The organism is Nostoc sp. LPT (assembly GCF_017115165.1).
Taxonomy (GTDB): Bacteria; Cyanobacteriota; Cyanobacteriia; order Cyanobacteriales; family Nostocaceae; genus Nostoc.
In genome coordinates this window covers 1-5,547 of sequence record NZ_JABXKF010000181.1, presented here as the reverse complement: position 1 = coordinate 5,547, position 5,547 = coordinate 1, and the positions used below count along the sequence as shown (strand labels likewise).

Here is a 5,547-nt window from a genome sequence, read left to right as displayed (position 1 = left end):
AAAGTAAAAGCTCTTTTTGCTTGCGGAAAACACCAAAATGAGAAAGCAAACTGGGGTTTGAGAAAGTAAAATGTCATTTTGAGTAAGCAATATGCCTTTTTGCTTATTGAATATGAAGTTTTGAGAAAGCAATAAGCCTTTTTACTGATTAAATATAAAGTTAAGTTAAATTTGTGTTCATGATAGATGATTGTACTCCAAGCAAAATTTTCTAGCAGGGAATAGGAAATAAGGCTTCTGCCACTAAAATAGAAAAATCATTCACGAGCGTTGTATTTATGGGTAATGAAGTTCAACTACTTGAACACTGGCGAGAACTGACACCCCAAAAGCAACAAAAAGTTTTGGAGTTTGGTGAACTACTTAAATCTGAGTCAGAAACAAGACTTACCGAATCTGATTTTGTACCACAAACACCCTTAGCCAAAAAATTATGGTCAATCTGACAACGAGCGATCGCTGCTGGATTGCAACTTCGTAAACGTTGACGAAATTGAACTTGAATTTGCTGCACGTCGAGGTGGATTCTGTGAGTCGTAAGAAGCTTTCATTCTTTCAAGCTTCTTCAAAGGTGCATAAATCGAATGCTATTTTGCTTGCGGAAAACACTAAAACTTGATGAACTCAACGAAGTACCGTCAAACTCAGTTAGCCAAGGCGAAATTGCAATAAGGCGATTTACTCTTTGAAATCCTCTGTCACGAGGGAATAGATATTGGAGTTATTTTGGTAATCGAGCAAGAAGATGCACTATTCTTAAATTACCTTGCTTTTCTGCCTCTTCATCAAAGTAAAGGTCTTGGTACTGAGATATTAAATAAATTATTAGAACAAGCAATATTTAGAAGAATTCCGATTAAATTAAGTGTGATGCGAGTGAACCCAGCCAAAGCCCTTTATGAGCTTCTTGGATTTAGAGTGGTGGGTGGTGATGAAAATCGATTTTTAATGGAGTGGCGGAATGCCGCAGATAGTGGTAATCCTTGATCAAGCAACAGTTTCATAGCGGTTAGGTAGTTTCAATGATGCGATCGTCCTACTTGGATGATGCAAAAATTAAGGCTTGCTGAATATCTTCATCTTCTAATTGGGGAAACTTCTGGCGCAGTTCTTCTCGATTAGGGTAGGTAACTAATAATTCAATCACCCGACGAACGGTAAGGCGAAGATTACGAATAGAGGGTTGTCCATTCATGCAATTAGGCGCAGGTTGCTTGGTGTGTGAATAGTGCGTTATAAGCTAAGTACAGCCGCCGCGACAGCGAATACTATTAGATTCGCGGTAAAGGAGCTAAGTTGGACAAATTTAGAAAATTATTGGGGTGGGGTTGCTTGATCTTTTGGCTGGGATGGACAGTAACTCAAATGAATGGAGGTAGGGAAGCTTTTTGGTTGCGAATTGCTAACAAATGTCCAAATTGTGACTTGAGCAATGCCAAGCTGAGTAGCGCCTATCTGGTCGATGCTGATTTAAGCGGTGCCAATCTGCGTAATGCTAAGCTGAGTAATGCCATTCTAACTAATGCTAATCTGAGCCGTACCAACCTGAGCGAAGCCAACCTGAGCGGTGCCAGCTTGGGCTACCTCCTGTTCTTGGGTGAAAGTGCAAACCTTAGCGGTGCTTACCTCATCGGTACCAACTTGAGCGGTGCATACCTAAGCGGTGTCAACTTCAGCCATGCCCGACTCAACAATGCCCAACTGGGCGGTGCAACACTAAACGCTAATTTAGAGGGTGCTGATCTAAGTGGTGCCGACCTGCGAGGTACTTCCCAGGGTAGTGCTAACCTCAAGGGTGCCAACCTGAGTGGTGCCGACCTGCGCGGTGCCGACCTGAACGGTGCTAACCTCAAGGGTGCTAACCTCAAGGGTGCCAACCTGCGCGGTGCCGACCTGAACGGTGCAAACCTGAGCGGTGCCAACCTGCACGGTGCAAACCTGAACGGTGCAAATCTGACGGGTACTGACCTGACGGATACATATATACAGGGAGCAATTGGACTTAAGAAATAACCACGCTTGAATATAAATTTTAAGTTAAAGGTGCAAAAGGTTAGACATCAGGTAACAACGGTAAACGACGGATACGAATACGGCTTGGCTCAACCGTAACAGCTGCTCCTTGTTCCAAATCCTCTTGACACTCAGCGATTACTGTCAGCAACAGATTTGCTAATGCTTGAGCACGTAACCTTTCAATACGAATGCGAATGACTCAAGGAGTAGTTGCTTCATCAAGCGCCAGCAATGTATGGAAAATCTGCATCGAGTGTAGCAACAACACGTCCTCTTCTCTAGCTCTCTGGATAATTTCTGCATCTTCAGCTTCAGACATCCCAATTTCACCCAGATGGATAGTGTCGATACCTGCATTACGTAGCAATGCTGCCGCAGAGAGTGGTAATCCCCGACGGGGCAACAGTTTCATAGCGGTTAGGTAGTTCAATGATGCGATCATCAAAGTAGGACGATGCAAAAATTAAGGCTTCTGCCACTAAAATAGAAAAATCATTCACGAGCGTTGTATTTATGGGTAATGAAGTTCAACTACTTAAACACTGGCGAGAACTCACACCCCAAAAGCAACAAAAAGTTTTGCAGTTTGTTGAACTACTTAAATCTGAGTCAGAAACAACACACCCCGAATCTGATTTTGTGCCACAAACACCCTTAGCCAAAAAATTATGGTCGATCCGACAATGAGCGATCGCTGCTGGATTGCAACTTCGTAAACGTTGACGAAATTGAACTTGAACTTGCTGCACGTCGCGGTGGATTCCGTGAGTCGTAAGAAGACGTACATAGACTCTGGTGTACTGATTAGCGCTTTCTGTGGCATTCAGTCAGTCAGCATCAGAGCGAATCAAATTCTTAACGATGAAAATCTGGAGTTTGCCTCAAGTCGCAATGTTTCAGTTAGAAGTCTTGCCTAAAGCAACTTTTAACAAGCAACAAGGGCGTTGCAGAATTTTACAAAACATTTTTTAGTGCTGTCATGCACTGGGCAACTGACTTAGAGCAAATTATGCAGAATGCTTCTCAAATTGCCTGTACTTACGGTTTAGCTGCGATGGATGCACTTCATGTGGCGGCTGCTTTGCAAATTAAAGCTGATCAACTGATCACCACTGAAAAGCCAACTAAACCAATGCATCAAGTAACGGAAATCCAGATTATTTCAATATAAAGCGATCGCTCACAACCAAAAGCTCCGCAGCAAACAAGCCAATTTAGGAAATCGAATGCCATTTTGCTTGCAGAAAACACTAAAAGATGAACTCAGCGAAGTCTCGCCAAACCCAGTTAGCAGAGGCGAAATTGCCACAAGGCGATGTCTTACGACAAGCCGCTACGCGTCTACGCACTGGTGCAGCCACAATGCTGCAAACAGCAGCCAAAACTGCCTATTTAATTAATAAATTATCCCTTATGCTGCTAATTCCTTCATTACCAGGCTGCTCAAGCTCTTGGCAATCACCTCTGGAGTCAGAACGAAATCTACTTTCCCGGTGTCAATAGCTGCTGAAGGCATATCGAAGCACTCCGAAGTAGTTTGATCTTGAGCAATCGTCGTACCACCATACTTTTTAATTGCCATCACTCCTAAAGCACCATCTCTGCCAAACCCACTTAGGACAACAGCAATTGCCCGCATTCCGTAATTAAGTCCTACTGACATGAATAGTTTATCCACTGAGGGGCGAACAAAGTTCATCTTTGGCGACTCTAATAGAGACAGCTTACCGTTAGCATCAACTACTAAGTGCCGATCTGGAACATAAGTGTAAACTGTGCTTGGACGTATTATCTCCCCTAATTTTGCCTGCTCTACTCGCAACGCTGTATGGCGGCTGAGGATATGTGCCAGACGACTAGGGTAAAGAGGATTCATGTGCTGAACTACAATAATCGCCGCCGGGAAATCTGCTGGTAAAGCCGATAAAATTTGGATGATTGGTTTTTGCCCGCCCGCAGAAGCTCCGATCGCCACTATGTTATAGGCAATATTGGGGAAGTGTGACAGAATTCGGTGTCGTTGTTGTAACGCCATTTTTTCTTTGCGAATGTTTAGCGCTCAGTAGCGATCGTCTAATTAGTGCTATAGCAGTCTGACAAGTTACTCTGCTATGTTAGCTCACTAACATATAATTATTCTATGTTATTTAGACAACAAATATAAACTGTTGACAAGAGATAAACCTTTTGCTAGAGGTTCTTGATTGCTGCCGGTTATTTAATAGAGATAAGACTGGCTTAAACAGCTTCGTGCTATCTCTGTTTCAAAAATCCTGCACTTGTGAAAAACCAACTTCTAGCTGCTCTACCCTCTAAAGAATACTCTCGTCTTGTTGCTTATATGGAGGTTGTCCCGCTAGAGTTAAAACAACACCTTTACCTACGTAACCAACCAATTGAGTACGTCTATTTCCTCAACTATGGCGTAGCCTCTATGCTCACCGTTCTGACGGACGGTTCGGCAATCGAAGTGGCTACGGTGGGCAATGAAGGAATGGTGGGTCTTCCAGTATTCCTGGGAGCCGATAGGATTCCGGGCGAGTGTTTTATACAAGTCCCTGGCTATGGATTGAGGATGAGAGTAGATGCATTTAAAACTCATGTCACCGCAAGTAGTCCGTTGCACGATCTGCTCCAACGATACACGCAAGCGCTATTTAATCAAATCGCCCAATCAGCTGCGTGTAACCGCCTGCACTCAATAGAAGAGCGATTGTGCCGTTGGCTGCTGATGACTGCCGATCGAGTAGAGACAGGCACTTTTCCACTCACTCAAGAATTTCTCAGCAAAATGCTAGGTGTGAATCGCTCCAGTGTTAGCCTTAGTGCCTCTTTTCTTCAGAGGGCGGGGCTAATCAACTATGTTCGCGGGCAAATAACTATCCTTGACCGCTCAGGTTTAGAAGCTACCACCTGCGAGTGTTACCAAGTTGTCAAAGCAGAGTTTGAGCGTTTGCTTAACGCCAATTAAGGTTATTGGTTTCATCTTTGGATCTGCACACGAAGCCCCAAGAGCCAAAACTACGTGCGCGTAAATGCACCGATCGCACTCCCCTTAAAAAGGCTTGCTCTAGTTCCCTCCAATTTATCGGAGGGTTAGGGAGGATCAAGCCTTAACTGAACTGTATTGTTTTATAAACAAATCCCTGATTAACATTATTTAGGGATTAATTCTCATTTATGCCTCGTCAAATTCTTCATCATTCATATCTGAGGATTCAGGCTAAACTTATGCATTCAATTGAGTAGTCGTGGTTCGATCAATGTGTTTAGCCTTAGTTTTCAATGTCTGATTCACCGCTTCAAACCCTTGTCAATCACTTATATTTAACTAATAAGCCAGCAGAGTCAGCAGTAAGCTGTTAAAACATTCTTGCTGAGTGAAGCGATCGCGACGCCGAATAGCCCGTCGTAGACATCGCAAGCTTTCGGCTCAACGATACACCAAAATTAATGCGTGAATTACTTAAATAAACAAGCAAACTGGGGTTTGAGAAAGTAAAAGCTCTTTTGACTTGCGGAAAACACCAA

Annotated in this window: 10 protein-coding genes; 6 read left to right on the top strand and 4 right to left on the bottom strand. The window is 43.4% G+C overall.

Annotation, left to right across the window (positions count from 1 at the left end):
• Nucleotides 1-278: 278 nt before the first annotated feature.
• Both HWQ58_RS36060 and HWQ58_RS36055 read left to right on the top strand, forming a co-directional pair.
• The gene (locus HWQ58_RS36060; RefSeq protein WP_292873342.1) at nt 279-446 is read left to right on the top strand and encodes a hypothetical protein; all 168 of its coding nucleotides are present in this window, start codon (nt 279-281) and stop codon (nt 444-446) included.
• Nucleotides 447-690: 244 nt separating this feature from the next.
• Nucleotides 691-987 carry a GNAT family N-acetyltransferase gene (locus tag HWQ58_RS36055; protein ID WP_366839256.1) on the top strand — a complete coding sequence of 99 codons (297 nt, stop codon included), beginning with the start codon at nt 691-693 and terminating at the stop codon, nt 985-987.
• A gap of 49 nt (nt 988-1,036) precedes the next feature.
• Here HWQ58_RS36055 and HWQ58_RS36050 read toward each other — a convergent pair whose 3' ends face one another.
• On the bottom strand, nt 1,037-1,195 hold the full coding sequence (locus HWQ58_RS36050; RefSeq protein ID WP_292873340.1) for a DUF433 domain-containing protein: 159 nt from the start codon (nt 1,193-1,195) through the stop codon (nt 1,037-1,039).
• 170 nt (nt 1,196-1,365) lie between these two features.
• On the opposite strand from HWQ58_RS36050, the gene HWQ58_RS36045 reads away from it, so the two are divergent.
• The gene (locus tag HWQ58_RS36045; RefSeq protein ID WP_292873338.1) at nt 1,366-2,013 is read left to right on the top strand and encodes a pentapeptide repeat-containing protein; all 648 of its coding nucleotides are present in this window, start codon (nt 1,366-1,368) and stop codon (nt 2,011-2,013) included.
• Nucleotides 2,014-2,215: 202 nt separating this feature from the next.
• Here the strand turns inward: HWQ58_RS36045 and HWQ58_RS36040 are convergent, their stop codons facing one another.
• Nucleotides 2,216-2,428, bottom strand: a complete 213-nt coding sequence (locus HWQ58_RS36040) for a DUF5615 family PIN-like protein (protein WP_292873336.1) — start codon at nt 2,426-2,428, stop codon at nt 2,216-2,218.
• A complete protein-coding gene (locus HWQ58_RS36035) occupies nt 2,373-2,516 on the bottom strand; it encodes a hypothetical protein (protein WP_292873334.1) in 144 nt (47 codons plus the stop codon). The genes HWQ58_RS36040 and HWQ58_RS36035 overlap by 56 nt, the downstream gene beginning before the upstream one ends.
• Before the next feature lie 13 nt (nt 2,517-2,529).
• Between HWQ58_RS36035 and HWQ58_RS36030 the strand changes: the two genes are divergently transcribed.
• Nucleotides 2,530-2,703: a hypothetical protein gene (locus HWQ58_RS36030; RefSeq protein WP_292873332.1), complete on the top strand. Its 174-nt coding sequence runs from the start codon at nt 2,530-2,532 to the stop codon at nt 2,701-2,703.
• A 292-nt stretch (nt 2,704-2,995) separates the two neighbouring features.
• Nucleotides 2,996-3,187, top strand: coding sequence for a hypothetical protein (locus HWQ58_RS36025; RefSeq protein ID WP_292873330.1), 192 nt, complete (start codon nt 2,996-2,998; stop codon nt 3,185-3,187).
• 240 nt (nt 3,188-3,427) lie between these two features.
• Here the strand turns inward: HWQ58_RS36025 and HWQ58_RS36020 are convergent, their stop codons facing one another.
• Nucleotides 3,428-4,051 (bottom strand): chemotaxis protein CheB, encoded by a 624-nt coding sequence (locus tag HWQ58_RS36020; protein ID WP_292873328.1) that lies wholly within the window; start codon nt 4,049-4,051, stop codon nt 3,428-3,430.
• 246 nt (nt 4,052-4,297) lie between these two features.
• Here HWQ58_RS36020 and HWQ58_RS36015 point away from each other — a divergent pair, with 246 nt between their 5' ends.
• A complete protein-coding gene (locus tag HWQ58_RS36015) occupies nt 4,298-4,987 on the top strand; it encodes a Crp/Fnr family transcriptional regulator (RefSeq protein WP_292873326.1) in 690 nt (229 codons plus the stop codon).
• The last annotated feature ends 560 nt before the right edge of the window (nt 4,988-5,547 follow it).